We start from the raw sequence: 1,793 nt of genomic DNA, 5'->3' as shown, positions 1-1,793 counted from the left end.
AACAGATCCGCCACCGTCGCCCCCGGCAACCCACGACCCGTCGCCACCCACTCCCCCAACACCAGACCCCGCTCACGCACCGTCAACACATCCAGAGCGCCGATCCGGCGCCGCGGGTCGGCCGCGACCTGCTCCAGCAGGGCCAGCAGCCGCTCGACCAGGGCCTCGGCGGTGGTGCGGTCGTAGAGGTCGGCCGCGTACTCGAAGGCGATGTCGATCTCCTCCGTGGCGGAGGTCTCCTCGAAGTTGAAGTCGAGTTCGAACTTCGCGGCGCCCAGCTCGAAGGGCAGGATCCGGCTCTCCAGGCCGAGCAGGCGTCCGGCCTGGCCGTCGTTGTGCTGGTAGCCGAGCATCACCTGGAACAGCGGGTGCCGGCCGGGCACGCGCGGCGGGTTGACCGCCTCGACCAGCCGGTCGAACGGCAGGTCCTGGTGGGCGAAGGCCGCCAGGTCGGTGTCCCGGGTGCGGGTCAGCAGCTCGGCGAAGGTCGGGTCGCCGGACAGGTCGTTGCGCAGGACCAGCGTGTTGACGAAGAAGCCGACCAGCCCGTCCAGCGCGCTGTCGGAACGCCCGGCGACGGGCGCCCCGAGGGGGATGTCCGTGCCGGCGCCCAGGCGGTGCAGCAGGGTGGCCACGGCCGCCTGGAGCACCATGAAGGTGGTGGTGCCGGTCGCCCGGGCGGCCTCGCGCAGACCGCGGTAGACGGCCGGGGGGACCTGGCCGCGCACGGTGTCGCCGCGGTAGCCGGCCACCGGACGGCGCGGGTGGTCGGTCGGCAGCGGCAGCTCCTCCGGCAGCCCGGCGAGTGCCTGCTTCCAGTACCCGGCCTGACGGGCGTGCAGGCTCCGCTCGTCCTCGGGCGAGCCGAGCAGTTCCTGCTGCCAGAGCGTGTAGTCGGCGTACTGGACCGGCAGCGGCGCCCAGTCGGGGGTGCGGCCGTCGGTGTGCGCCGCGTAGGCGCCGGTGAGGTCCTCGATGAAGGGGAGCATCGACCACTCGTCGCCCGCGATGTGGTGGAAGAGCACCACCACCACGTGGTCCTCCGGGCCGAGCTCCAGCAGGCTGACGCGCACCGGCAGTTCGGCGGAGAGGTCGAAGCCGTACCGGACGGCGCTCCGGAGGTCGGCGTCCAGCGTCGACTCGGAGGAGCGGACCAGGTGCACGGCCGCCTCGGCCGCCGGGGCCTCCCGGATCCGCTGGTGGACGTCGCCGTCGCGCTCGGTGAAGACGGTGCGCAGGCTCTCGTGCCGCTGCGTCACCGAGCGGACGGCGGCACCGAGGGCGGCCCGGTCCAGCGGGCCGGTGACCCGTACCACCAGGGGCACGTTGTAGGTGGCGCCCGAGTCGTCGAGGTTCTGCAGGAACCACATCCGGCGCTGGGCGTGCGAGAGCGGCAGGTCGGCCGGGCGCTCGCGGCGGCCCAGGGCGGGGCGCGGGTCGTCGCCGGCGCCGGCCCGGTGGGCGAGGCCGGCCGGGGTGGGTGCCTCGAAGAGGTCGCGGACGGTGAGCCCGGCGCCGCCGGGCAGCGCGCGGACCCGGCCGATCAGCCGGGTGGCCAGCAGGGAGTGGCCGCCGAGGTCGAAGAAGTGGTCCTCGGGGCCGACCTCGGCGAGGCCGAGCACCTCGGCGAAGGCGCCGCAGAGGATCTCCTCCCGGGCGTCGCGCGGGGCGCGGCCGGGGCCGGTCCCGGTGCCGGCCGGCGCGGGGAGGGCCTTGCGGTCGAGCTTGCCGTTGACGGTCAGCGGCAGCTCGTCCAGCACCACGAACGCCGACGGCACCATGTACTCGGGCAG

1 protein-coding gene is annotated in these 1,793 nt (G+C 74.7%); it reads right to left on the bottom strand.

The features are described from left to right. Nucleotides 1–1,793 (bottom strand): condensation domain-containing protein (locus ACZ34W_RS38615; protein ID WP_465611171.1); only part of this gene is annotated, 1,793 nt, incomplete at both ends.

It is taken from the genome of Kitasatospora sp. NPDC022856, from assembly GCF_055561235.1.
This window is presented reverse-complemented; position numbering and strand designations above follow the sequence as displayed.